The organism is uncultured Xylophilus sp. (assembly GCA_913776965.1).
In the GTDB taxonomy this organism is placed as follows: domain Bacteria; phylum Pseudomonadota; class Gammaproteobacteria; order Burkholderiales; family Burkholderiaceae_C; genus Xylophilus.
In genome coordinates this window covers 14484-37754 of record CAJYQL010000079.1, presented here as the reverse complement: position 1 = coordinate 37754, position 23271 = coordinate 14484, and the positions used below count along the sequence as shown (strand labels likewise).

Genomic DNA, 23271 nt, shown 5'->3' with positions numbered 1-23271 from the left:
GAAGATCAACCGAGGGCCTGTCCGAGATCTGCGATCAGATCATCGAGGTCTTCCAATCCCACCGAATAGCGGACTAGGCCGTCCGCAATCCCCATGTCGGCCCGCACCGACGCTCCGGCTTCCCAGAAAATGGTGTGGGCAACCGGAATGACCAAACTCCGGGTATCCGCCAAACCGGTCGCTTTCACCGGCAACTTCAAGCGGTTAATGAAAGGCAGACAATCCTCCGCATGCTTCAACTCGAAGGACAGCAGCCAGGAACCTGCCTTGAACCACTCCGCAGCCCGTGCATGCTGATGATGCGACGGGAGCATCGGATAGTGCACCTTCGCCACCGCCGAGTGACCTTCCAGAAACTGCGCAATCGCCAATGCATTCCGGCTGGCGTAGTCGGTCCGAAGCGCCAGCGTCTCTGCGCCCACCGCGATGGCATGCGCGTGCTGCGCTGACAAGGTGGCGCCCAGGTCCCTCAGGCCTTTCTTGCGGAGTTGGGTCAGTCCCCACTGCCGTGGATCGCCCTTGCGATACGCCTCCGCGATATTGGGAAATGCCGACCAGTCGTACAAGCCCGTATCGATGATTGCACCGCCGAGTGCCTGGCCGTGACCGGCGATCGTCTTGGTCAACGAATGCATCACCAGACCTGCTTGTACCGCGGCCGGCTTGAACAGCGCCGGCGACATGACCGTGTTGTCCACCACGAACAAAATGCCGCGCTCCGCACAGAGCGCGCCGATCGCGGCTAGGTCGGGCACCTGGGTGCCCGGGTTGGCGACCGTCTCCACGAACACCATGCGTGTCTCCGGCCGCAGGGCTTCCGCCACGCGGTCGACGTCGGTCACATCGACCTTGCTGACCGCGATGCCCAGGCCGCCGATCGTGTCGAGCACGCTATTGGTATTGCCGAACACGAACCGGCTCGACACGAGATGGTCACCTGCGCGCAGCAGCGTGAAGAACAGAGCCGCGATCGCTGCCATGCCTGTGGCGAACGTGACGGTGCCGACGCCTCCCTCCATCCGGGTGAGCTGCGCTTCCAGCGCAGCCGTCGTCGGTGTGCCCTGCCGCGCGTAGTTGTAGGCGCCCTTCAGCGTGCCCTGGAACACGCCGATCAGGTCTTCGACTTTGTCGAAGCCGTACTGCGTGGAGGTATGCACCGGCTGGTGTACCCCGCCTTGTGCGCCGCCGAAGGCCCAGTCGGCGTGGACGATGTCGGTGGTGAATCCGCGGGAGGTCTTCATGGTGGAGACTCGTGAAGGTGAAGTGATGGAGAACGTGGCCGCAGCCGCTCAGCCGGCAGGCACGATCGCCTCGGCATAGTCGTAGAGCGCGCCCAGGATCGCCTCTCCGCGCTCGTCCGCCGTCTCGCCCAGCGTGTCGATCCGCGCGAAATAGCTGTCCACCGACAGGGCACCGCCCTCGCCTTCCAGCAAACGTGCGGCGCGATGCGCCTCCCAGCGCTCGGCTTCTTCTTCCGACAGGGTGCCGGGGAAATTGCGTGCGCGGTAGCGGAAGAGCAGTTCCTGCAGCCGCGGGTCGTCGAACCCGGTGCGGGCGGTGGCCAGGGCCTCGGGCACCATGGCGCGCAATCCTGCCATCCGGCGACGGTCGGCATCGCCGACGAACCCGCCGTAGAGATCCTCGTCCACGTCGCGCGCGCTGTCGGCCTCGGGCCGGCGGTATACCTCGGCCCACAGCGACGACAGGTCCGGTAGGGCGCGCGCCTTCTCGGCATGGCGCGCCGCCTGGTCCAGGTCGATCTTCCAGCGCTCGGCCATCGCCGGTGTCAGGGTGCGCAGGTTACCCACCACCATCGGCGACTTGTTGAGGTGAATGCCCTTGACCGGCAACCGGGCCACGCCTTCTGGCAGATCGGCGCTGCGGCTGAACAGCCGCGTGCGCACCTCGTCGGGCGACAGGTTGGCCAGTTCGGACGGGTCGTGCGCCAGGTCCCAGGCCAGGATCTCGTTGCGGTTGGTCGGATGTTGCGCCAGCGGCCACATGACTCCCAGGCAACCGCGGTCCGACGGGAACATGCCCGAGACATGCAGGAACGGCCGGGCGGTCTGCAGTGTGGCCGGCAGACCGAGTTCGGCCGCGACCCGGTCCTTCTTGCGCAACCCGAGCGCGAAGTCGAACAGGCGCGGCTGCCGATCGCGGATCAGCCGCGCCAGTGCGATGGTCGCCCGCACGTCCGACAGCGCATCGTGCGCCGCGTCGTGCAGCAATCCGTTGGCCCGCGCCAGGTCTTCCAGTTTCAGGCTCGGGCTGCCGTCCGCCTTGCGCGGCCACGCGATGCCGTCGGGCCGCAGTGCATAGGTGAGGCGCACCACGTCGAGCAGATCCCAGCGGCTGCAGTCGTTCTGCCATTCGCGGGCGTAGGGATCGATCAGGTTGCGCCAGAACAGGAAGCGGGTGACTTCGTCGTCGAAGCGGATCGTGTTGTAGCCCACGCCGATGGTGCCCGGTTCGGAGAAGGCCTGTTCGATGCGGGCCGCGAACACATGCTCGGGAACGCCGTGCTCCAGGCACACCTGCGGGGTGATGCCGGTCAGCAGGCAGGCCTCTGGCTCCGGCAGGAAGTCGGAGGCCGGCCGGCAGTACAGCATCATCGGCTCGCCGATCTCGTTCAATGCCTCGTCGGTCCGGATCGCGGCGAACTGCGCCGGCCGGTCGCGGCGCGGAACGGCACCGAAGGTTTCGTAGTCGTGCCAGAGAAAAGTACGCATGCGGCGGATCGCGGAGGAATCGAAAAGACGGTCGGGCCGGCAAGTATGCCGGCTGGCGCGGCGGGGTCTCTACAGCAGGGGCGAAAACAAGCGGCAGGTCGCATCCGCCAGGCGCTGCCAGGCGGGTAGCCGGCGGTTCGCCTCGACACGGACCGATTTGCGCAGGTCGCGCTCGAACTGCGCGCCCAGCGGTACGGTAAGCACCGGGCCGTAGGCAAATGCAGAGATCTCGTAGTTCAGCCGGAAACTGCGGTTGTCGAAGTTCGCGGTGCCGACCATCCCGACCGCGTCGTCCACGAGCATCGTCTTGGAATGCAGCATGCGCGCCCCGTACTCCCAGACCTTGACGCCCGCATCGATCAGGTCGTCGAAGTACGAACGGGCCGCGGCGCTGACGATCAGGGAGTCGCTGCGGCGCGGCACCAGGATGCGGACGTCCACGCCGCGCATCGCCGCATTCGTCAGCGCCATCAGCGTCGGCGGCCCCGGCACGAAATAGGGTGTGGTGATCCACACCCGCTCGGTCGAGAAATGGATGGCCGCGACGATCATCCGGTGGATGGCTTCGCGTTCGCTGTCGGGTCCGGAGGCCACGATCTGCACCGGATGGGTGCCCGGTGCGGGCGGCGGCAGCAGGCACGCGAAATCTTCCGCCGTGCGGTGCTTGCGCTCGCGGGTCGCATACGCCCAGTCCTCCAGAAATACGGTCTGCAGCCAGCGCACCACGTTGCCTTCGAGGCGCAGATGCACGTCGTGGTAGGCGTCCGGCCGGGTCCGCTCGTCCTCGTCGTCGGTGATGTTGAGTCCGCCGGTGAAGCCGACGCTGCCGTCGCACACCACGATCTTGCGGTGGGTACGGAAGTTGATGACCGGCCGCAGCCTGCGGCCGATCCGGGTGTTGTGGAACAGCCCCACCTCGGCGCCGGCCTCCTTCAGCGGCGCAAGAAAGCGGGCACCGAGCTGCTTGGACCCCAGCGCATCCACCAGCAGGCGGACCTCCACACCTTCCCCGCATTTGCGGATCAGCAGGTCGCGCAGCGCGGTGCCGATCTTGTCTGGCTCGAAGATGTAGTACTCCAGATGAACGTGGCGGCGCGCCGCACGGATCGCGTCGAAGATGGCATTGAAGGTCTGCCCGCCGCCGACCAGCAGCGACACATCCGAGGCCGTGGCGACCGGCAGGTCGCAGGCCGCCTGCCCGAGCTCTGCCAGCTGCCGCAGCTGTTCGGGTGCGTGCGAGAACTGGGCTTTCAGCCGGTCGAGGTCAGCCTTCGCGAACAGGCTGGCATGGCTGCGGATGCGCTTGAGCCGCTGACGGCGCATCCGCTGCGGGCCGAAGAAGTAGTAGATGACGAAGCCGAGGATCGGGAGCCAGGCGAGCGAGAGGAGCCAGCTGAGCGTCGACAGCGGCGAGCGCTTCTGCAGCACGATCCAGACGGTCAGCACCGCGATATAGCCGGTCCAGGCGAAGGAGATCGCGGTCTTGACGGCGTCGGGCAGGACGGGAAGGTCGGGCACATCCAGCTCGGTTGCGGGGGGACGGGCATTCTAGGGTCCGGCCCCGTCGTGGCGACCGGCGGTCACCGGACGTTGCCGATCGGCGGGCGGGCGCGCAGACAATGCCGCGATGCCCGCACGCTCCCTGCTCCACCACACATCCCTGCTGCCCGTTGCTGCTGCTGCCGCGCTACTCGTCGGCTGTGCCAACGCTCCGCCGCCGCGACCCTCCGCCACGCCACCGGCCGTCACCACCGTTCCGCAGCCTTCACTGCCCACCAGCAGCACGCCGGTCGCCGCAGAGCCGGAGCTATCGTCCGCCGATCCCACGCGCGGTTTCGCCGCCTGGCGCGACACGTTTCGTGCCGAGGCGCGCGCCCAGGGCATCCGCGAAGCGACGCTGCGCGATGCACTCGACTCTGCGCAGTATCTGCCGGTGGTGATCGAGCGCGACCGCAGCCAGCCGGAATTCACCCGTGCCGTCTGGACCTACCTCGACAGTGCCGTGTCGCCACAGCGCGTGGCAAACGGCCGCGAGAAGCTGCGCCAGGTGCGGCCCGAGGCCGACCGTGCCGCCGCCCGGTACGGGGTTCCGGCCTCAACCATCGCCGGGATCTGGGGCATGGAGAGCAACTACGGCAGCAATTTCGGCGACCTGCGGACGGTCGATGCGCTCGCGACGCTCGCCTACGACGGCCGGCGGCGCGACTGGGCGCGCGGCGAACTGCTGGCCGCCCTGAAGATCATCGACAACGGTGACATCGACCGCGAGCACATGCGCGGTTCGTGGGCCGGCGCGATGGGCCACACGCAGTTCCTGCCGTCGAGTTTCCTGGCCTACGCGGTCGATGCCGACGGCGACGGACGCCGCGACATCTGGGGCAGCATGCCCGACGTGCTCGCGTCCACCGCAAACTACCTGGCGCGCGCCGGCTGGCAGTCGGTGCAGCCCTGGGGCGTCGAAGTGCAGCTGCCTACGTCCTTCGACTACGGGCGGGCCGACATGGCGATCCGGCAGCCCGCCGCGGCCTGGTCGGCAGAGGGCGTGCGGCGCATCGACGGCAGCGCCCTGCCCCCATCGCTGACCGATGCTGCCGTCCTGCTGCCGGCCGGTGCACGCGGGCCGGCGTTCCTCGTCGGGCCGAACTTCCGCGCGATCCTGCGCTACAACAATTCGACCAGCTATGCGCTGGCGGTCGGCGTGCTGTCCGACCGCATCGACGGGGGCGAGGGCGTGCGCGGGGCATGGCCGCGGGACAGTGGCACCCTGTCGCGCAGCCAGGTGCGCGAGATGCAGGCGTTGCTGGCCGAACGCGGCCATCCGGCCGGCACGCCCGACGGCCTCATCGGACCCGCCACGCGCGATGCCGTGCGCCAGTACCAGCGCGCGGCAGGGTTGCCCGCCGATGGCTACCCGAGCAGCGAGCTGCTGGAGCGCTTACGAGCCCAATAGCCCTCTCGCGCCCGTACTGCCTGCATTTCTTGCTATAGAAAAAATAGTGAAACAAAAGAAAAAGCCCGGGATGTCGCCATCCCGGGCTTTTTCTATCAGGCACCGACGCCGGACGATCAGTCCGCCGCCAGCTCTTCAGGCTCGGCCGGCTCCGACTTGGCCGACCGGTCGCGCTTTGGCAGCGGCGTGATGTCAAGCAGCACTTCCGGCTCGGTCGCGCCTTCCTTGGTCTCCAGGTCGACCGTCAGGCGACCGCCGTCGATCAGGCGGCCGAACAGCAACTCGTCGGCCAGCGCACGACGGATCGTGTCCTGGATCAGGCGCTGCATCGGCCGCGCGCCCATCAGCGGATCGAAGCCCTTCTTCGCCAAGTGCTTGCGCAGCGCATCGGTGAAGGTGACTTCCACCTTCTTCTCGCCGAGCTGCGTCTCCAGCTGCAGCAGGAACTTGTCCACCACCCGCAGGATGATCTGCTCGTCGAGCGGTTTGAAGTTGACGATCGCGTCCAGCCGGTTGCGGAACTCGGGCGTGAACAGCCGCTTGATGTCGGCCATCTCGTCGCCCGCGGCACGCGGGTTGGTGAAGCCGATCGTCGCCTTGTTCATCGTCTCGGCGCCAGCGTTGGTCGTCATGATCAGGATGACGTTGCGGAAGTCGGCCTTGCGGCCGTTGTTGTCCGTCAGCGTTCCGTGGTCCATGACCTGCAGCAGCACGTTGAAGATATCCGGATGCGCCTTCTCGATTTCGTCGAGCAGCAGCACCGCATGCGGCTTCTTCGTCACCGCCTCGGTCAGCAGGCCGCCCTGGTCGAAACCGACATAGCCCGGAGGCGCACCGATCAGGCGCGACACCGCATGGCGCTCCATGTACTCCGACATGTCGAACCGGATCAGCTCGATGCCCATGATGTAGGCGAGCTGCTTGGCCGCCTCGGTCTTGCCGACGCCGGTCGGGCCGCTGAACAGGAACGCGCCGATCGGCTTGTCGCCCTTGCCCAGGCCCGAGCGGGCCATCTTGACCGACGACGCCAGCACTTCCAGCGCCTTGTCCTGGCCGAACACCACGCTCTTCAGGTCGCGCTCGATCGTCTGCAGCTTGCTGCGGTCGTCGTTGCTGACGTTGGCCGGCGGGATGCGCGCGATCTTCGCCACGATCTCCTCGACCTCGGTCTTGCCGATGGTCTTCTTGCGCTTCGACGGCGCGAGGATACGCTGGGCGGCACCGGCTTCGTCGATCACGTCGATCGCCTTGTCGGGCAGATGGCGGTCGTTGATGTACTTCGCCGACAGCTCGGCCGCCGCCTGCAGCGCCGCCACGGCGTACTTGACGCTGTGGTGCTCCTCGAAGCGCGACTTCAGGCCCTTCAGGATCTCGATCGTCTCCGGCACGGTCGGCTCGACCACGTCCACCTTCTGGAAGCGGCGGGAGAGGGCCGCGTCCTTCTCGAAGATTCCGCGGTATTCGGTGAATGTCGTCGCGCCGATGCACTTCAGCTGGCCGCTCGAGAGCGCCGGCTTCAGCAGGTTGGACGCGTCCAGCGTGCCGCCCGACGCCGCGCCGGCGCCGATCAGCGTGTGGATCTCGTCGATGAACAGCACCGCGTTCGGCTTGTCCTTGAGCGACTTGAGCACGCCCTTCAGACGCTGCTCGAAATCGCCGCGGTACTTGGTGCCGGCCAGCAGTGCGCCCATGTCGAGCGAATAAACCTGAGACTCGGCCAGGATCTCCGGCACGTCCTTCTGGACGATGCGCCAGGCCAGGCCCTCGGCGATCGCGGTCTTGCCGACGCCAGCCTCGCCGACCAGCAGCGGGTTGTTCTTACGCCGGCGGCAGAGGATCTGAATGACACGTTCGACCTCGTACTCGCGGCCGATCAGCGGATCGATCTTGCCTTCCTTGGCCTGGGCGTTCAGGTTGACGGTGAACTGCTCGAGCGGCGAGGCTTTCTCGTTCTTTTCGCCGCCGCCCTCTTCCTGCTCGGCCTGGGGCTCGCCGGACTTGGTGGGTTCCGGCGGCTCGCCCTTCTTGATGCCGTGGGCGATGAAGTTGACCACGTCCAGCCGGGTCACGCCCTGCTGGTGGAGGTAGTACACCGCGTGCGAATCCTTCTCGCCGAAGATCGCCACCAGCACGTTCGCGCCGGTGACTTCCTTCTTGCCGTTGCCGGTGGACTGCACGTGCATGATCGCGCGCTGGATGACGCGCTGGAAGCCGAGGGTCGGCTGGGTATCGACCTCGTCGGTCCCCGCCACCTGCGGCGTGTTGTCCTTGATGAAGTTGCCGAGCGACTTGCGCAGGTCGTCGATGTTGGCCGAGCAGGCACGCAGCACTTCGGCGGCGCTCGGGTTGTCCAGCAGGGCGAGCAAAAGGTGTTCGACGGTGATGAACTCGTGGCGTTGCTGACGCGCTTCCACGAAGGCCATGTGCAGACTGACTTCCAATTCCTGGGCAATCATGAGATTTCCTTTTGCCTAGCGGTAAAGAGATATGGCCTGTAAGTGGGGTTGGAGCCGTTTTTATTCAACCGGTTCACTCACGCATTGCAGGGGATGCCCTGATTTCTGCGCCGCCTCCATGACCTGGTCGACCTTGGTGGCGGCCACGTCGCGGGAATAGACCCCACAGACCCCTTTGCCGTCGAGATGGATCTTCAGCATGATCTGCGTCGCGGCCTCGCGGTCCTTGCCGAAGAACTCCTGGATCACGACGATCACGAATTCCATCGGCGTGAAGTCGTCGTTCAGCATCACGACCTGGTAGAGCGACGGCGGCTGCACCTTCTGCGTCCGCCGCTCCATCACGACGGAGCCGCCGTCGTCGGAGCCGGGCGCCACCGGCTTGACCGGGGCGACGGGCGGTTTGGAGGGAATCTGGGTGGCCATGGAATTCATTCTATCGACGGGATTTCCGCGCTGCAGCAGTTGTCACAGATGGGCCGGTCGCCGTTGCGTTCAAGGTGGCGGGCCGACCCCTGCGGCTCATTCGTAGACGATCGCCGCCTGCCCGCCATGGGCCTGCGCCATCCAGCCGGCCAGCGCCGCATCGGTCGGATAGAAGCGGGCGCGGTCGTCGAGCTTCAAGTCCACGCCGATCTCCATGTCGCCGGCCTCGCGGCGCACCGACAGCCGCACTTCCAGGCCGCGCACCAGTTCGCCCTCTTCCGACACTTCCCGCACCGGCGGGAAATCGCGCACCAATCGCTGGATGTCGGGCGCCCGGCCGTTGACCGCGACGCGCAGGAACTTGCCGAAGCGGCAGCGTGCCGTCGCCAGATCGGACACCTGCGTCACCACGAAGCGCGCATCGAAGCCGCCGCGGCCAGGCTGCAGCCGGCCGGTGACGATCACCAGTTCGTCGTCCTTCAGGGTGTTGCGGGCGGCGGTCATCACCGCCTCGTCGGCGGTCGCCTCGATCGTGCCGGAGGTGTCGTCGAGCTTGAAGATCGCCAGCTTGCCGCGCTGGCCGTTGATGATCCGCATGTCGCTGACTATGCCGGCCAGCGTCTGCGGTTCGCGGCTGTCGATCAGCTCGTCGATCTGCCGGCGCACGAAGCGGCGCACCTCGCGGGACACCTCGTCGAATAGGTGACCCGACAGGTAGAAGCCGACGGCCGTCTTCTCCAGCGTCAGGCGCTCCTTCACGCCCCAGGGCGTGGTCTCCACCAGTTCGGGCTCCTGCGTGCTGGAGCCGTGAGTGTCGTCACCCATCATGTCGAACAGGCCGCCCTGGTTGGCATTCGCCTCGCAGGTACCGGCGAATTCGAAGGCGCGGTCGATGGACGCGACCAGCGCGGCCCGGTTGAGCTGGATCGCGTCGAAGGCGCCCGCCTTGATCAGCGCCTCGACCGTGCGCTTGTTGACTGCCTTGCGGTCGACCCGGCAGCAGAAGTCGTAGAGGCTGGAGAACGGGCCGCCGTCGCAGCGGGCGGCGACGATCGCCTCGATCGCCTGCTGGCCGGTGCCCTTGACCGCACCGAGGCCGTAGCGGATCACCTTGTCCGTGACCGGCTCGAAGCGGTAGTGGCCGCGGTTGACGTCCGGCGGCTCGAAACTCAGGCCGAAATTCTTCTTAGCGTCTTCGCACAGCACCTTCAGCTTGTCGGTGTCGTCCATTTCCACCGTCATGTTGGCGCAGAAGAACTCGGCGGTGTAGTGGACCTTCAACCAGCCGGTGTGATACGCCAGCAGCGAATAGGCAGCGGCGTGCGACTTGTTGAAGCCGTAGCCCGCGAACTTCTCCATCAGGTCGAACACCTCGTCGGCCTTCTCGGTGGACAGGCCGTTCTTCGCGGCACCCTCCCGGAAGATCTCGCGGTGCTTGGCCATTTCCTCGGCCTTCTTCTTGCCCATCGCGCGGCGCAGCAGGTCGGCGCCGCCGAGGCTGTAGCCGCCCAGGATCTGCGCGGTCTGCATGACCTGTTCCTGGTAGACCATGATCCCGTAGGTCTCCGACAGCATGTCGGCGACCAGCGGATGCGGGTACTCCACCTCCTCCTTGCCGTGCTTGCGGGCGACGAAGCTGGGGATCAGGTCCATCGGACCCGGGCGGTACAGTGCGTTCAGCGCGATCAGGTCTTCCAGCCGGGTCGGCCGCGCGTCCTTCAGCATGCCTTGCATGCCGCGGGATTCGAACTGGAACACTGCCTCGGTCTTGCCGTCGGCGAACAGCTTGTAGGTGCGCGCGTCGTCGAGCGCCACGTTCTCGTAGGCGAAATGTTCCTGGCCCTTGTGCCGCTGGACGATGAATTCCTTGGCGATCTCCAGGATCGTCAGCGTGGCGAGCCCCAGGAAGTCGAACTTCACCAGGCCGATCGCCTCCACGTCGTCCTTGTCGTATTGGCTGACCGCCGACTCGCTGCCCGGCTGCTGGTAGAGCGGGCAGAAATCGGTCAGCTTGCCCGGGGCGATCAGCACGCCGCCGGCGTGCATGCCGATGTTGCGGGTCAGGCCCTCGAGCTTCTGCGCCATCTCGATCAGCGTGCGGACCTCCTCTTCCTTGCGCACCCGCTCGTAAAGGGCCGGCTCCAGCTCCAGCGCGTAGTTGTTCTTGTCGCCCGGCTTCTTGTTCTCCGGCGGATAGGCGAGCGTGTACGACATGCCGGGCTTGGCCGGCACCATCTTCGAGATGCCGTCGCAGAAGGTGTAGCTCATGTCCATCACCCGCCCGACGTCGCGGATCGCCGCCTTGGCGGCCAGCGTGCCGAAGGTGGCGATCTGGCTCACCGCGTTTTTGCCGTACTTGTCCTTGACGTAGTCGATCACCCGGTCGCGGTTGCTTTGGCAGAAATCGATGTCGAAGTCGGGCATCGACACCCGTTCCGGGTTCAGGAACCGTTCGAACAGCAAGTTGAATTCCAGCGGGTCCAGGTCGGTGATCTTGAGCGCGTAGGCGACCAGCGAGCCGGCGCCCGACCCCCGGCCCGGTCCGACCGGGCAACCGTTGGCCTTGGCCCACTGGATGAAGTCGCCCACGATCAGGAAGTAGCCGGGGAAGCCCATCTTCAGGATCACGCCGATCTCGAATTCCAGCCGCTCGGCATAGCGCGTGCGTTCGGCATCGCGCTTCGCCGGGTCCGGGAACAGGTGGGCGAGGCGTTCTTCCAGGCCCTCGAAGGACGTGGCGCGGAAGTGGTCGGCGATGGGGATGCCGCCGGGGGTCGGAAAATCCGGCAGCTGCGGCTTGCCGAGGTCGAACACCAGGTTGCAGCGCTTGGCGATCTCGACCGTGTTGGCGATGGCGCTCGGCACATCGGCGAACAGCCGCTCCATCTCGGCAGCGGGCTTGAAATACTGCTCGCGGGTGAATTTGCGCACCCGGCGCTGGTTGCCCAGGATCTCGCCCTCGGCGATGCAGACGCGGGCTTCGTGCGCCTCGTAGTCGTCGGCGGTGGCGAACTGCACCGGATGCGTCGCGGCGACCGGCAGGTGCAGCCGGACGGCCAGCTCGACCGTGGCGACCACCTGGCGCTCGTCGTCGGCGCGGCCGGCGCGCTGCAGTTCCAGGTAGAAGCGGTGTGGGAAGATGCCGGCGAGCAGCAGCGCCGCGTCGGACGCGCCGGTCGTGTCGTGCCGCCCCAGCGCCTGGCCGACCGGGCCGGCGTGGGCGCCGGACAGCACGATCAGCCCCTCGTTCAGCTCGCGCAGCCAGTCCAGCTTGACCACTGCCTGCGCCTTGACCACGTTGCGGGTCCAGGCACGCGCCAGGATTTCCGACAGGTTCAGGTAGCCGTGGTGGCTTTGCACCAGCAGCACGATGCGCGACAGTGCCAGCGGGTCCTGGCCGAGGCCCTCGAGGAAGATTTCGGCGCCGATCAGCGGCTTGACGCCCTTGCCGCGGGCTTCGCGGTAGAACTTGATCGCGCCGAACAGGTTGCTCAGGTCGGTGATCGCCAGAGCGGGCTGGCCGTCGGCCGCCGCGGCCTGGACGACGTCGTCGATGCGGTTGGTACCGTCGACGACGGAGAATTCGGTATGGAGGCGCAGGTGAACGAACATGCGCCATTGTAGAAACGCCCCCGCCGCCCTTCGGGGCCGCCATCGACCGCCCTCCCCGTCTTTACCGAACGTGCCGACCGTCTCCGTGGAACCCGTCCTCAACATCTCCGCCTACCTGTTCGTCCCGCTGCCGGACGCCGCCGACCTCCGCCCGCTGCTGCACGGCCGCGCCACGGCGCGCGGCCTCAAGGGCACCATCCTGCTGGCCGAGGAAGGCATCAACCTGTTTCTGGCGGGCCCGGCCGACGCGGTCCGCGGCTTCGTCGACGACCTGCGGGCGGACGACCGTTTCGCGCCGCTCGTGCCCAAGGAAAGCTGGTCCGACAGCCAGCCGTTCCGCAAGATGCTGGTGAAGGTGAAGCGGGAAATCATCCGGATGGACCATCCCACGATCCGCCCGTCCGCCGGCCGTGCCCCGGCCGTCGCGCCGGCGACCCTGGCGCGCTGGCTCGGCCAGGGCCACGACGACGACGGCCGTCCGGTGGTGACGCTCGACACCCGCAACGCCTTCGAGGTGGACTGCGGCACCTTCGAGGGCGCAATCGACTGGCGGATCGGCAAGTTCACCGATTTCCCCGCCGCGCTGCGGGCCCACCGCGAGGAACTGGCCGGCAAGACGGTGGTGAGCTTCTGCACCGGCGGCATCCGCTGCGAGAAGGCGGCGATCCTGATGGCCGAGGAAGGGGTGCAGAACGTGTTCCAGCTCGAAGGCGGCATCCTCAAATACTTCGAGGAGACCGGCGGCCCGCACTACCGCGGCAACTGCTTCGTGTTCGACGAGCGCCGCACGCTGGACCCGTCGCTCGCCGCCGCACCGGAAGGCGAAGTGTCTGCTATCGAAAAGTGAGCTGATTGCGCAGGCGGTACGGGCGCTAACGGCACTTTTGCTTCCGAATTCAGCCCGGTAACGGCCGGTCGGGCAGCGGAATGCGCTCCTCGATGTCGCCCGGTACCTGGCCCATCGCATCGGCCGCCCAGTCGCGGGCCGCCTGGGCGATCCGTTCCTTGCGGGTCGAAACGAAATTCCACCAGAGGTAGCGGTGCGCACCGAGCGCCCGGCCGCCGATGACCGCAAGCCGCACCGGTGCGGCTGCGGCGACCGTCGCCGCCCCGTCGATCACCGCCATCGTGGCGGCGTCGACCGCCGTGCCGTCCACCTCCACGCGGCCGTCGACCGGGTAGACGGCCAGCTCCTCGGCGAGCGCCGGCAGGTCCAGGGTGGCGCCTGCGTCGAGCTGGATGTCCAGGAACACCGTTCCCGCGGCCGCCGGCACCGGCGAGCGCACGCCGTAGGCCTCGCCGATCAGCACCCGCACACGCGCGCCGCCGATCTCCAGCGCCGGGATGTCGGCCGCGGCGACGTGGGTGAACGACGGCGCCGATTCCTCGTCGGACTCGGGCAGCGCCGCCCAGAGCTGCAGGCCGTGGTTGCAGTACACCGTCTGCTGCAGATGGTCCGGCCGCCGCTCGGAGTGCACGATGCCGCGGCCGGCGCTCATCCAGTTGACCGCGCCGGGCTCGATCACCTGGTCGGAGCCGATGCTGTCGCGGTGATGGATCGCTCCTTCGTAGAGATAGGTCACGGTCGCCAAGCCGATGTGCGGATGCGGCCGCACGTCGTGCAGTTCGCCCGGCCGTTCCTCGGCGGGGCCGAAGTGGTCGAAAAAGACGAACGGCCCGACGGCGCGCCGGGCAGCAGCCGGCAACGCCCGCCGCACGTGGAAACCGCCGCCGAGATCGTGCTCGCGGGGCGTCAGGGTCAGCAGCGGCGGCATGGCGGTACCGGGCCTCAGCCGCGCAGCTTGGCGGCGACCTCGGCCACCCGGGCGCCGTAGCGGCGGCCGGTCTCCAGGTCGCCCGGCAGCATCTCGGCGACGCTCGCGTCCGACGGGCTCTGCGCCAGCGCGCCGATCGAGCCGCCCAGGTTGTTCGGATCGTTGCGGTCGGCCGCCTTGGCGTTGCTGGGCAACATGCCGAGGCTCACCCAGATGCCGCCGTGCTGCGCCGCCAGGGTGACGAGGGACACCAGCGTGTTCTGCTTGTCGCCGTTCAGGCTGGCGCTGTTGGTGAAGCCGCCGAACACCTTGTCCTGCCAGGCACGCGAGAACCAGGGCTTGGACGACGCATCGGCGAATTTCTTGAACTGCCAGCTCGCGGCGCCCATGTAGGTCGGCGTGCCGAAGATGATCGCGTCGGCTGCGGCCAGGCGCTCCCAGCCGCCTTCGGGCAGGTTGCCCTCGGCATCGATGGCGAGCAGTTCGGCGTTGGCGCCTTCGGCCACGGCCTGGGCGAGACGCTGGGTGTGGCCGTAGCCGGAATGGAAGACGACGATGGTGGTGGTCATGGCGATCGTTCTGGGAGTGGGACAGTGACAGGGATGGGAACAGGGACTGCGGCCGGTCAGGCGGCCGGGCGCTTGGCATCGACGCTGAAGGCGCCGGCGCCCCAGGCGGCCAGCACCAGCAGGCCGCCGACGACCGCGACGTTCTTGAAGAACATCAGCTGCTGGGTCATCTTCTGCGCCTCGGGCACGGCCCAGAAGTTGTGGAAGAAGAAGGTCGCGACAGCGGTGAACACGGCGAGCGCCAGGGCCGCATACCGGGTCTTGAAGCCGGCGATCAGCGCCAGCCCGCCGAGCACCTCGACCAGAATCGCAACGACCGCCGCGACCTCGGGCATCGGCAGGCCCTTGGAGGTGATGTAGCCCACGGTGCCGGCGAACCCGGCGATCTTGCCGACGCCGGCCGGCAGGAACAGCGCGGCGAGCAGCAGGCGGCCCACGAGGACGGACAGGTTCTGGCCGGTGGTGACGGGCGTGGCGATCACGGTGGTGGTGGACATGGAAACTCCGACGATGGATGAATAAGGGGACGACCGGTTGCGGCCGCAGGGCCGACCGTAACGACCGGCGCGCGGAGCTGCGTAACGAAATCGGCGACCGCGGCGCAGTGCTGGCCCGGACTGTAGGCGCGCAAACCGGCGCACGCCGTCGCGCCGATTGATGGCAGCATTCGATCTTTTCGAACGACAGGACCTCCGGCATGCAAAACGCACGCGACGTGCTCACGCCCGACGCCCTGGCGATGCTGCAGCGCATCGCCAGCGAAGGCAGCTTCGCCGCCGCCGCGCGCAAGGCCGGGCAGGTCCCGAGCGCCCTCACCTACCGGGTGCGCCAGATCGAGGACGCGCTCGACGTGCTGCTGTTCGACCGCAGCTCCCGGCAGGCACGGCTGACCGCCGCCGGCGCCGAACTGCTGCGCGAAGGCAACCGGCTGCTGGCCGAGATCGACGCGGTGGCCAACCGGGTCAAGCGGGTCGCCACCGGCTGGGAGCCGCAACTGACCATCGCCGCCGACGGGCTGATCCGGCGCGACGCCCTATTCGACCTGGCCGAAGCGTTCTTCGCGCAGTCGCCGCCGACACGGCTCAAGCTGCGCGACGAGACGCTGAGCGGCACGCTGGAGGCGCTCACGTCCGGCCAAGCCGATCTGGCGATCGGCGTGGGCGCCGTCATCGCGCCGGCTGCCGGACTGCAGATGCTGCCGCTCGGCTCGACGACCTTCGTACAGGTGATGGCCCCGTTCCATCCGCTGGCGCAGGAGGCGGAGCCGCTCGGTGCCGAGGCCCTGCGCCGCCACCGGGCGGTGGCGGTGGCGGACTCGGTACAGCGCGGCGGCGGCGTGACCATCGGCCTGCTCGACGGCCAGGACGTGCTGACGGTGCCGACGCTGCAGGCCAAGCTGGAGGCACTGCTGCGCGGGCTGGGCGTCGGCTCGATGCCGGAGCCGATGGTCCGGGCGCACCTGGCCGCGGGCCGGCTGGTGCTGCGCCGGCTGGAGCAGCCGATCCGGCCGTTCCGGGTGAGCTATGTCTGGCGCGCCGGCGACGGCAGCCGGGGACGCGCGCTGCAGTGGTGGCTCGACCAGCTTGAGCGGCCCGCCACCCGCTGCGCCCTGCTGGAGAACGACCGCGCCGGCCATCCGGGGCTTCCCGCAGCGCCCGCGCGGTAGAGTGGCACCGACCGTCCATCCATTCGAGGAGACTTCCATGCCGCTGCCCCCCGCCCCGCGTCCGAAAGCACCCCGGCCCGCGTCCCGCATCGCCATCGTCGGTGCCGGCATAGCCGGCATCGCCTGCGCACGTACGCTCGTGCAGGCCGGCCACGACGTCACGGTTTTCGAAGCCGACGCGGCGGTCGGCGGCCGGATGGCGACGGAAACCTCGCCCTACGGTGGATTCGACAGCGGCGCCCAGTACTTCACCGTGCGCGACAAGCGCTTCGCACTGGCGCTGGAGGCGACCGGCGCCGGCTGCCGGCCCTGGAGCGCCACCACCGTCCGGGTGCTCGACCCGCAGGGCCGCGTGGCCGCCGCCGGCCTGCCGCCGCGCAAGCCGCACTGGGTCGCCGTGCCCGGCATGGCCGCCTTGCCGCAGCTCTGGGCCGCACCCCTGGCGGCCGCGGGCCGGCTGTACACCGGGACCGCGGTGACCGCCCTGGAGCGCGACACGCTGGACCGCCGCCGTTGGCAGCTGCGCACCGACGGTGCCACGCCGGTCCATGCCGGCTTCGATACCGTGCTGCTGGCACTGCCCGCACCGCAGGCCGCCGCCTTGCTGCAGGCGGCCGACGCCGACCCGGGCGCCGCCGCGCTCGCGCAGCAGGTGGAACCGGCGACGATGGCGCCCTGCTGGACATTGATGCTCGCGTTTCCGCAGGCGTCGCAGCCGGGCGTGGTGACCCTCGGGCCGCAGTGGAACGCCGCGCGCAGCACCCACCACCGCATCGCCTGGCTGGCACGCGAATCCTCCAAGCCCGGCCGCGAGCGGATCGAACGCTGGACCGTCCAGGCGAGCGAGGTCTGGTCGGAGGAGCACCGCCACGACACGCCCGACCGGGTGCGCGACAAGATGCTGCGCGCCTTCGCCGAAGTGACCGGCATACGTGCGACGGCCGGCCATGCCGCGGTGCGGCTGTGGCTGCATGCCAAGACGACGCAGCCGGCGGGCCGTTCCCACCTGTGGGACGCCTCGGCCGGGCTGGGCGCCTGCGGCGACTGGTGCATCGGCCACCGGGTGGAGGACGCCTTCGTGTCGGGCCTGGAGCTCGCTCTGGCGGTGATCTGAGCATGGCAGGCGGCGCCGGCTACGTCGGCCGTTTCGCGCCGTCGCCGACCGGGCCGCTGCATGCGGGCTCGCTGGTCGCCGCACTCGCGAGCTGGCTCGATGCGCGGGCGCACGGCGGCACCTGGTTGGTGCGGATCGAGGACGTGGATACGCCCCGCTGCGTCGCCGGCGCGGCTGAGGTGATCGCCGCCCAGCTCGCCGCCTGCGGTTTGCGGCCGGATGCGGCGCCGGTCCGCCAGTCGGCACGCGGCCACCACTACCGGGAAGCCCTGGACCGGCTGCTGGCGGATGGCCTCGCCTATCCCTGCGGCTGTTCGCGCCGGGACATCGAGGACGCGCAGGCCGCCCGCGGCATAAGTCGCCGGCGCGGTGCTGCCCTGCCCTATCCCGGCACCTGCCGCACCGGCCTGCACGGCAAGCCGCCGCGGGCCTGGCGCCTGCGGACCGATGCAGACGTCTACAGCCACTTTGCGCAGGCGGGGCAAGCGCAGCCAGCTATCGATTCAATAGCACGCGCTGATTTGTCCGAGCTGCGCTGGAGCGACCGCCTGTGCGGCCCGCAGACGCAGGACGTGGAAGCCGAGGTCGGCGACTTCGTCCTGCTCCGCGCCGACGGCCTGTGGGCCTACCAGCTCGCGGTGGTGGTGGACGACGGCCTGCAGGGCGTGACCGACGTGGTGCGGGGAGCCGACCTGCTCGACAACACGCCTCGCCAGATCCTGCTGCAGCGGGCGCTCGGGCTGCCGACGCCGCGCTACCTGCACACGCCGCTGGTGCTCGACGCACACGGCGACAAGCTGTCGAAGCAGACCGGCGCGCCGGCGATCGATACCGGCCGTCCGGCCGCGGCCCTGCGGGCGGCCGCGCAGGTGCTGGGTCTGCCCGACGGAGCACCGGGCGACGGGCCGGACGCCCTGCTGGCCGGTTGGCTTCCCGCCTGGCAGCGGCTCCTACAATCCCGGCCGTGACCGACACCACTCCCTCCGGCGCTACCGGCGCCCCCGCATCCGTCCCCCATCCGAAGGCGATCAAGAGCTACGTGCTGCGCGCCGGCCGCACCACCGCCGGGCAGGCCCGCGCCTTCGAGGAATTCGGCCCGCGCTTCCTGCTGCCGTACCGCCCGGAACCGCTCGACCTGACCGCGGCCTTCGGCCGCACTGCGCCGACGGTGCTGGAGATCGGCTTCGGCATGGGCGACGCGACGGCGCACATCGCCTCGCTGATGCCCGAGACCAACTTTCTCTGCTGCGAAGTCCACGAGGCGGGCGTCGGCGCGCTGCTCAAGCGGATCGGCGAGCAGGGCCTGACCAACATCCGCATCCTGCGGCACGATGCGGTCGAGGTAATCGACCACATGCTGACGCCCGGCACGCTCGCGGGCGTGCACCTGTTCTTCCCCGACCCGTGGCACAAGACGCGCCACCACAAGCGGCGCCTGGTGCAGCCGCCGCTGATCGCGCGTCTGGCTTCCCGCCTGCAGACCGGCGGCTACCTGCACTGCGCCACCGACTGGGAGCCCTATGCCCAGCAGATGCTCGAAGTCATCAGCGCGGAGCCGACCCTGCGCAACACCGCGGCGGACTTCGCGCCCCGCCCGGCCTACCGGCCGCTGACGAAATTCGAGAACCGCGGGATTCGGCTCGGCCACGGAGTCTGGGATCTGGTTTTCCGCCGGATCTGAATCTGTGGCAGAGCTATTACCACGTTAGCACCTGCCTACTTGCGGCCCCCGGGAACGCATGACATCATCCGCCGATTCTGAGGACCGCACCGGCGTGTCGCTCCCCGACTCCGGACCGCCTCTTCGCCGATGACACAGACGAATCCGACACCGATCCTGCAGCACATGGTGGAAATCACCGGCCATCGCGACCAGTCGCGGTTGGAAATGTCGGTGATCTCGGCGCTTCGCCACCTGGTCAGCATTCAGCATGTCCGCAAGCTCGAATTCCAGACGGTGAAGGACGTGACCTGCGTACGCCCCCGGGTGCTGATGCAGGACGGCGAGTTGCTCTCCCCCGACGCCGTCGCCGGTGTTCCCGACGGCGAACTCGAGCCCCTGAGCCACTACCCCGCGCTGCTGCGGTGCATCGAGGAACGCGGCGCCAACTCGCAGGACGAGCACGAGGGCCAACACCGGCTCTGGCTGCCCGTGCGGCTCGACGACAAGGTCGTGTCCTGCTTCGAGATGTCGAACGGCACGCCGTTCTCGCCCCACACGCTGGAAGTGATCAACGGTATCGTCGAGGTCTACCGCAACTACCAGAGCCTGCTCGACTACAGCGAGCGCGACGCGCTGACCGGTCTGTTCAACCGCAAGACCTTCGACGAGCAGTTCTCCCGCTCGGCCGGCGACCGCGGCATGCCGCCGCAGGACGACGGCGGCGCCGCCACCCAGTGGCTGGCGGTGGTCGACATCGACCACTTCAAGCAGGTCAACGACCGCTTCGGCCATGTCTACGGCGACGAGGTGCTGATCCTCGTGGCCAACCTGCTGCGCTCCTCCTTCCGCAACCACGACCGCATCTTCCGCTTCGGCGGCGAGGAATTCGTGGTGCTACTGCGTTCGGCCACGCTGGAGAACGCGCGGATGATCTTCAACCGCTTCCGGACGAACATTGAGCAGTACCCGTTCCCGCAGGTGGGCCGGGTGACAGTGAGCGTCGGCTTCACCGGCACCGGCCACGGTGCGCCGGTCGAGATCCTCGGGCATGCCGACCAGGCGCTCTACCACGCCAAGGAAAACGGCCGCAACCAGGTCTGCTACTACGAGGAACTGGTCGGCAGCGGCGAATTGCAGGCCGCCGACGTGGCGCACGACGACGTCGAGCTGTTTTGAACCACCGGCGCCGGCACCGACCGGCGCAGCGGCTCCGGCAGCGCCCGGTCCAGCCAGCCCATCCGCCAGGCCCCGGCGGCCAGCAGCACCACCACCACAACCAGCCCCAGCAGCCAGGCCGGCCCCTTGCGTTCGGCAAAGGGGTCGCGGGCGAGCGCCGTCGCCCCCGGCGGCACCTGGGCGATCTTCGACAGCGACGCGCCGAGCCGCGTATTGACCTTCATCCGCCCGTTCACCGCCCAGCCGCTGGCGTCCAGGATCGGGCCGAGGCTGCGCTGCCGCAGTTTGAGCCAGGCGATCAACATGCTCGGACCCGAGATCGCCGCAACGATGCCGACGATGGCGATCGGGATCCACGGCCCGAGCTCGACGAACTTGCCGAAGATGCCGACCAGCACCGCGCTGATGCTGCCCAGGGCCACACCCAGCGCAGCCACGGTGCCGCCAGCGACCCGCCCCGGCAGCTTCGCCACCGCCGCGTGGGTCGCCGCCGGACTGCCGGACTTGCCGGCGGTGGCGACGCTGCCGGCCAGTGCGCTCAGCGAACCCTGGGCCGCGGTCTCGCTGGCGGCCGCGCGCTTGGCGACCTGTTCCTCCAGCACGCGCAAGAATTTCTTGTACGGCGAGAAGAACGCCTGGCCGATGCTGGTCGGGTTCTCGATCAATTTGACGATCGTGGCGTCCCAGTCGCGGCCCTGCCGGTCGTAGAACACGCCGTTGCGGCCGACGAACAGGAAATCCACGTCGCCGGCGGTGAAGGCCGCCGCAATGTGCATCTTCTCGCCCTCGCGGGTGCATTCGCAGTAGGCGAGGCAGGTCTTGGCGAGGCCCGCCAGCACCGCATGTTTGGCCGGATCGGCGACCCGCACCGTCAGGTCGCAGCTGCGGGCATCCAGGTAGAGCGTGCCGGCTTGGAAGATCGCGCCTTCGCGACGGTAGAAATCCTGGAACGAGACGAAGTTGTGCAGCAGGCGCAGCAGGTCGCGCTGCAGCCGCAGCAGCTTCTCCAGATCGGCCAGCCGCGCGTTGTGGGGCTCCTGCGCCTCGTCGTCGGCGATCAGGGCGAGCACCGCCGCCTCCGCGCCCGCGGCGAGCCGGCGGCGCAGGTCGTCCACGTCGAGCGCGTCCAGTCCGGACGCCGGCCGGGCCGACAGCCATGCGCGGCCGGTGGCGAGCCGCTCCTGCAGCTGCAGCCAGCCGGCTTCGTCGAGCGCCTCGTGCGCGGCACCGAGCAGCGGATCGACCGCGCGCTCCTTCAGCGTCCGCAGCGCTGCGGCCCACGCCGGGTTGACCGCACCGACGAGCGGCAGCGGCCGGCCGGGCGCCGGCACCGCCAGCGGCAGCGCGCGCAGCACGGCGTCGCTGGCCGACAGGGTCTGCCGGCCGAGCGCGTGGTATTCCTCCGGCGATGCCTGCAGCGCGCTGCCGGCGCGGTCGTCGTAGGCAGCGAGCCGTGCCCGGGCGAAATAGTCGTCCACCTTGGCGCGGACCGCCTCGATCGCTTCGGCCGCGGCCAGCGTGCGGTCGCCGAGCGGCAGGGCGGGCTGCTCGGTGCCAGCGCGGGCGTACCAGGTGTCAAGCGCGCGGGCGTCGGCGAAGAAGGCTTCAGCGCGGATGCGGTCGATGCCCGGCTGGCCATTGCGGTCGTGCACCGTGCCCTGCGTGGCGGCGATTTCCTGCAGGGTGCGCCGCAGGTCGGCGTCGTCGGTGGTGGCGGGCGTGATCACGCCGTCGCCATTGAAGCGCATCGCAGCCAGCAGCGCGCTGCGGTCGAGCACGTCGGCCAGCGCGACCATCGTGGCCTCGGGGCGGCCGCGCAGGCCGAGCAACCGGCGCGCCTCCTGCGCCAGGGCGGCGCCCTCCTCCGTCTCGGCCAGCGCATCGAGCGGCAGGCTGTCGCCGCCGGCTACCAGCGTCTGCGGGTCGCGCAGCCGTGCGCAGGCCCAGCGGCAGGCCGCCAGCAGCTCCGGCGGGCGGATGCGCCCATCCTTGTCGCTGTCGATCAGGTCGAGCGTGCGTGGATCGAACTCGATGCCGCGGGTCGGGCAGGCCAGTGCGACCCACAGCTTCTGGTCGAGGGTGTCGAGCCGGGCGATGTCCGCGCCGGTCCGGATATGCACCTGCGGGACACCGCCCGCGCGGAAGAACTGCCAGTGGATTGCCTGGGACATGGGAATGGGGTGCGGGTTCGAAAAAAAGGAAGCGCCGCGGCGCGCGGGTCAGCGCGGCGGGGCGCCGAAGGCGTCCCGCAGGACCATGCGCACATGCGCATAGGCGGCCGTGCGGGCTGCGGGGTTCGGGCCGACGTGCACGCCCCGGCCCGGCTGGGTGCCGTTCGGCACGTCGGTCCGCACGCGCAGGCGGCCCGAAGGGTTGTCGAAGTCGTGGTAGCTGTCGGGGTAGACCTGCACGTCGGCACCGACCGCCTCGCCCAGCGCGATACAGGGTACGGGCGGCGTCCAGTCGTCCAGGGCGCCGAGCAGAAGCGTGAGCGGCGCGGCCGGCCGGTAGCCGCTGCGCAGCGGGGCGCTGCAGCCGGGATAAAAGGCGATGGCGGCAGCGAAGCGGTGGGGCGACGCCTTCACACTCTCGCGCGTGGCATCGGTCGCGGCCAGCACCGCGCTGCCGCCGTGCGACCAGCCGAGCACCGCGATCCGCCGGGCATCGGCCCACGGCTGGCGCGCCACCCAGGCCAGCGCCGCCAGAGCGTCCGCCCGGCGGTGCGACTGGTCGATCGACCGCTGACCGATCTTCTGGGTGCAAAGCTGCGTCTCGCCGCGCGGCCGCAGGCTGTCCGGGAACAGCACCGCGTAGCCGTCGGCCGCCAGCATCTCGCCCATCGCCGCATGCCGGGCGTTCAGCAGCCCCCCGCGCGGACCGGAAGTCGCATACAGCCCGCCGCAGCCGTGCAGGGCGACCACCGTGCCGCGCGGGGCGCCGTCGGGCATCAGCAGCCAGGCCCGCAGCGGCGTGCCGTCGAGGCTGTCGAACGCGACGGGCTGGAGCGGTTCCGCAGCCTGCGCGGTAGCGGCCAGCAGCAGGCCCGCCACCGCGCCGCGCCACTTCATGCAGAAAAAGGTCTTTTGCGCTTGCTGCACCAGCGCTACCAGCTATCGAAATAGGAGCAAGCGGCCG

18 protein-coding genes are annotated in these 23271 nt (G+C 69.1%); 7 read left to right on the top strand and 11 right to left on the bottom strand.

Annotated features, from left to right (window positions below; genetic code table 11):
- Window positions 1-5: 5 nt before the first annotated feature.
- The 3 genes from QZ500_RS12035 to cls all read right to left on the bottom strand — a co-directional run bounded on the left by QZ500_RS12035 (window position 6) and on the right by cls (window position 4247).
- Entirely contained in the window at window positions 6-1241 is a 1236-nt protein-coding gene (locus tag QZ500_RS12035) for a cystathionine gamma-synthase family protein (RefSeq protein ID WP_295855612.1), read from the bottom strand.
- A 48-nt stretch (window positions 1242-1289) separates the two neighbouring features.
- Window positions 1290-2729, bottom strand: a complete 1440-nt coding sequence (sbcB, locus tag QZ500_RS12030; protein ID WP_295855610.1) for an exodeoxyribonuclease I — start codon at window positions 2727-2729, stop codon at window positions 1290-1292.
- Window positions 2730-2798: 69 nt separating this feature from the next.
- Window positions 2799-4247 carry a cardiolipin synthase gene (gene cls / locus QZ500_RS12025; RefSeq protein ID WP_295855608.1) on the bottom strand — a complete coding sequence of 483 codons (1449 nt, stop codon included), beginning with the start codon at window positions 4245-4247 and terminating at the stop codon, window positions 2799-2801.
- A 109-nt stretch (window positions 4248-4356) separates the two neighbouring features.
- Between cls and QZ500_RS12020 the strand changes: the two genes are divergently transcribed.
- Window positions 4357-5679 (top strand): lytic murein transglycosylase, encoded by a 1323-nt coding sequence (locus QZ500_RS12020; protein ID WP_295855606.1) that lies wholly within the window; start codon window positions 4357-4359, stop codon window positions 5677-5679.
- A 116-nt stretch (window positions 5680-5795) separates the two neighbouring features.
- Here QZ500_RS12020 and clpA read toward each other — a convergent pair whose 3' ends face one another.
- The 3 genes from clpA to dnaE all read right to left on the bottom strand — a co-directional run bounded on the left by clpA (window position 5796) and on the right by dnaE (window position 12173).
- Window positions 5796-8135: an ATP-dependent Clp protease ATP-binding subunit ClpA gene (gene clpA / locus QZ500_RS12015; protein WP_295855605.1), complete on the bottom strand. Its 2340-nt coding sequence runs from the start codon at window positions 8133-8135 to the stop codon at window positions 5796-5798.
- A gap of 60 nt (window positions 8136-8195) precedes the next feature.
- The gene (gene clpS / locus QZ500_RS12010) at window positions 8196-8570 is read right to left on the bottom strand and encodes an ATP-dependent Clp protease adapter ClpS (protein WP_295855603.1); all 375 of its coding nucleotides are present in this window, start codon (window positions 8568-8570) and stop codon (window positions 8196-8198) included.
- Between the two features lie 87 nt (window positions 8571-8657).
- On the bottom strand, window positions 8658-12173 hold the full coding sequence (dnaE, locus tag QZ500_RS12005) for a DNA polymerase III subunit alpha (protein WP_295855601.1): 3516 nt from the start codon (window positions 12171-12173) through the stop codon (window positions 8658-8660).
- A gap of 85 nt (window positions 12174-12258) precedes the next feature.
- On the opposite strand from dnaE, the gene QZ500_RS12000 reads away from it, so the two are divergent.
- Window positions 12259-13020 carry a sulfurtransferase gene (locus tag QZ500_RS12000; RefSeq protein WP_295855600.1) on the top strand — a complete coding sequence of 254 codons (762 nt, stop codon included), beginning with the start codon at window positions 12259-12261 and terminating at the stop codon, window positions 13018-13020.
- A 49-nt stretch (window positions 13021-13069) separates the two neighbouring features.
- Here the strand turns inward: QZ500_RS12000 and QZ500_RS11995 are convergent, their stop codons facing one another.
- Genes QZ500_RS11995 through QZ500_RS11985 form a run of 3 tightly spaced genes read right to left on the bottom strand, consistent with a single transcriptional unit; the run spans window position 13070 to window position 15014 of the window.
- Window positions 13070-13948: a pirin family protein gene (locus QZ500_RS11995; RefSeq protein WP_295855598.1), complete on the bottom strand. Its 879-nt coding sequence runs from the start codon at window positions 13946-13948 to the stop codon at window positions 13070-13072.
- Window positions 13949-13962: 14 nt separating this feature from the next.
- The gene (locus QZ500_RS11990) at window positions 13963-14517 is read right to left on the bottom strand and encodes a flavodoxin family protein (protein ID WP_295855595.1); all 555 of its coding nucleotides are present in this window, start codon (window positions 14515-14517) and stop codon (window positions 13963-13965) included.
- A 56-nt stretch (window positions 14518-14573) separates the two neighbouring features.
- Window positions 14574-15014, bottom strand: a complete 441-nt coding sequence (locus tag QZ500_RS11985; RefSeq protein ID WP_295855593.1) for a DoxX family protein — start codon at window positions 15012-15014, stop codon at window positions 14574-14576.
- Between the two features lie 200 nt (window positions 15015-15214).
- On the opposite strand from QZ500_RS11985, the gene QZ500_RS11980 reads away from it, so the two are divergent.
- The 5 genes from QZ500_RS11980 to QZ500_RS11960 all read left to right on the top strand — a co-directional run bounded on the left by QZ500_RS11980 (window position 15215) and on the right by QZ500_RS11960 (window position 20136).
- On the top strand, window positions 15215-16183 hold the full coding sequence (locus tag QZ500_RS11980; RefSeq protein ID WP_295855592.1) for a LysR family transcriptional regulator: 969 nt from the start codon (window positions 15215-15217) through the stop codon (window positions 16181-16183).
- A gap of 37 nt (window positions 16184-16220) precedes the next feature.
- Entirely contained in the window at window positions 16221-17297 is a 1077-nt protein-coding gene (locus tag QZ500_RS11975; protein ID WP_295855589.1) for an FAD-dependent oxidoreductase, read from the top strand.
- Window positions 17298-17299: 2 nt separating this feature from the next.
- Entirely contained in the window at window positions 17300-18265 is a 966-nt protein-coding gene (gluQRS, locus tag QZ500_RS11970; protein ID WP_295855587.1) for a tRNA glutamyl-Q(34) synthetase GluQRS, read from the top strand.
- A complete protein-coding gene (trmB, locus tag QZ500_RS11965; protein ID WP_295855585.1) occupies window positions 18262-18978 on the top strand; it encodes a tRNA (guanosine(46)-N7)-methyltransferase TrmB in 717 nt (238 codons plus the stop codon). The genes gluQRS and trmB overlap by 4 nt, the downstream gene beginning before the upstream one ends.
- Window positions 18979-19107: 129 nt before the next feature.
- Window positions 19108-20136 (top strand): GGDEF domain-containing protein, encoded by a 1029-nt coding sequence (locus tag QZ500_RS11960; protein ID WP_295855583.1) that lies wholly within the window; start codon window positions 19108-19110, stop codon window positions 20134-20136.
- On the opposite strand, the gene QZ500_RS11955 is transcribed toward QZ500_RS11960, so the two are convergent.
- Window positions 20064-22307, bottom strand: a complete 2244-nt coding sequence (locus tag QZ500_RS11955) for a hypothetical protein (RefSeq protein ID WP_295855581.1) — start codon at window positions 22305-22307, stop codon at window positions 20064-20066. The two genes, QZ500_RS11960 and QZ500_RS11955, sit on opposite strands and share 73 nt — an antisense overlap.
- Window positions 22308-22355: 48 nt before the next feature.
- Entirely contained in the window at window positions 22356-23204 is an 849-nt protein-coding gene (locus tag QZ500_RS11950; protein ID WP_295855579.1) for a dienelactone hydrolase family protein, read from the bottom strand.
- Window positions 23205-23271: the final 67 nt, after the last annotated feature.

Bases quoted from the DNA above. Each gene is read 5' to 3' on its own strand.
- sbcB (WP_295855610.1), bottom strand. From the start codon at position 2,729: ATGCGTACTTTTCTCTGGCACGACTACGAAACCTTCGGTGCCGTTCCG.
- QZ500_RS11985 (WP_295855593.1), bottom strand. From the start codon at position 15,014: ATGTCCACCACCACCGTGATCGCCACGCCCGTCACCACCGGCCAGAAC.
- QZ500_RS11975 (WP_295855589.1), top strand. From the start codon at position 16,221: ATGCCGCTGCCCCCCGCCCCGCGTCCGAAAGCACCCCGGCCCGCGTCC.
- gluQRS (WP_295855587.1), top strand. From the start codon at position 17,300: ATGGCAGGCGGCGCCGGCTACGTCGGCCGTTTCGCGCCGTCGCCGACC.
- QZ500_RS11955 (WP_295855581.1), bottom strand. From the start codon at position 22,307: ATGTCCCAGGCAATCCACTGGCAGTTCTTCCGCGCGGGCGGTGTCCCG.
- QZ500_RS11995 (WP_295855598.1), bottom strand. From the start codon at position 13,948: ATGCCGCCGCTGCTGACCCTGACGCCCCGCGAGCACGATCTCGGCGGC.
- QZ500_RS11960 (WP_295855583.1), top strand. From the start codon at position 19,108: ATGACACAGACGAATCCGACACCGATCCTGCAGCACATGGTGGAAATC.
- QZ500_RS11980 (WP_295855592.1), top strand. From the start codon at position 15,215: ATGCAAAACGCACGCGACGTGCTCACGCCCGACGCCCTGGCGATGCTG.
- QZ500_RS11950 (WP_295855579.1), bottom strand. From the start codon at position 23,204: ATGAAGTGGCGCGGCGCGGTGGCGGGCCTGCTGCTGGCCGCTACCGCG.
- QZ500_RS12020 (WP_295855606.1), top strand. From the start codon at position 4,357: ATGCCCGCACGCTCCCTGCTCCACCACACATCCCTGCTGCCCGTTGCT.
- clpS (WP_295855603.1), bottom strand. From the start codon at position 8,570: ATGAATTCCATGGCCACCCAGATTCCCTCCAAACCGCCCGTCGCCCCG.
- clpA (WP_295855605.1), bottom strand. From the start codon at position 8,135: ATGATTGCCCAGGAATTGGAAGTCAGTCTGCACATGGCCTTCGTGGAA.
- dnaE (WP_295855601.1), bottom strand. From the start codon at position 12,173: ATGTTCGTTCACCTGCGCCTCCATACCGAATTCTCCGTCGTCGACGGT.
- QZ500_RS12035 (WP_295855612.1), bottom strand. From the start codon at position 1,241: ATGAAGACCTCCCGCGGATTCACCACCGACATCGTCCACGCCGACTGG.
- QZ500_RS11990 (WP_295855595.1), bottom strand. From the start codon at position 14,517: ATGACCACCACCATCGTCGTCTTCCATTCCGGCTACGGCCACACCCAG.